This is a genomic window from Gilliamella sp. W8128, from assembly GCF_016100545.1.
GTDB lineage: Bacteria > Pseudomonadota > Gammaproteobacteria > Enterobacterales > Orbaceae > Gilliamella > Gilliamella apis.
In genome coordinates this window covers 1-347 of record NZ_JACFSE010000034.1, presented here as the reverse complement: position 1 = coordinate 347, position 347 = coordinate 1, and the positions used below count along the sequence as shown (strand labels likewise).

At 24.5% G+C, this 347-nt stretch carries 1 protein-coding gene; it reads right to left on the bottom strand.

Annotated elements, in window-relative coordinates:
- Positions 1 to 132: 132 nt before the first annotated feature.
- On the bottom strand, positions 133 to 347 hold a 215-nt coding region (locus tag H3U97_RS11460), incomplete at its 5' end, for a hypothetical protein (RefSeq protein ID WP_232343817.1).

Here is a 347-nt window from a genome sequence, read left to right as displayed (position 1 = left end):
AATTATCTGTAAAGTATAGTGTCTGAAAAAAATCGACGCAACTGCATTTAATAGTTTAATTGTTAAATTTTGTAAATATTATTATGAAGTTATATCATTAAAATATCGTTTTAATTCTTAAAAATGTATTTTTCAACTTTTGGGTATAACATAGGATATAAATATTAAAGAGATTGCATCAATCGCTTTTAAAATTCTATTTTTTAACCTACTCAATAAGCAGTATATTTCTTGATTATACATCCACTTATATATTTCTATACTACCTACACGGTAGTGAACTAGAATCCAATATACTATAAATGCAGTTGGTAAAAAGGCAAAGCGCAATTTTACTATTAAAAACC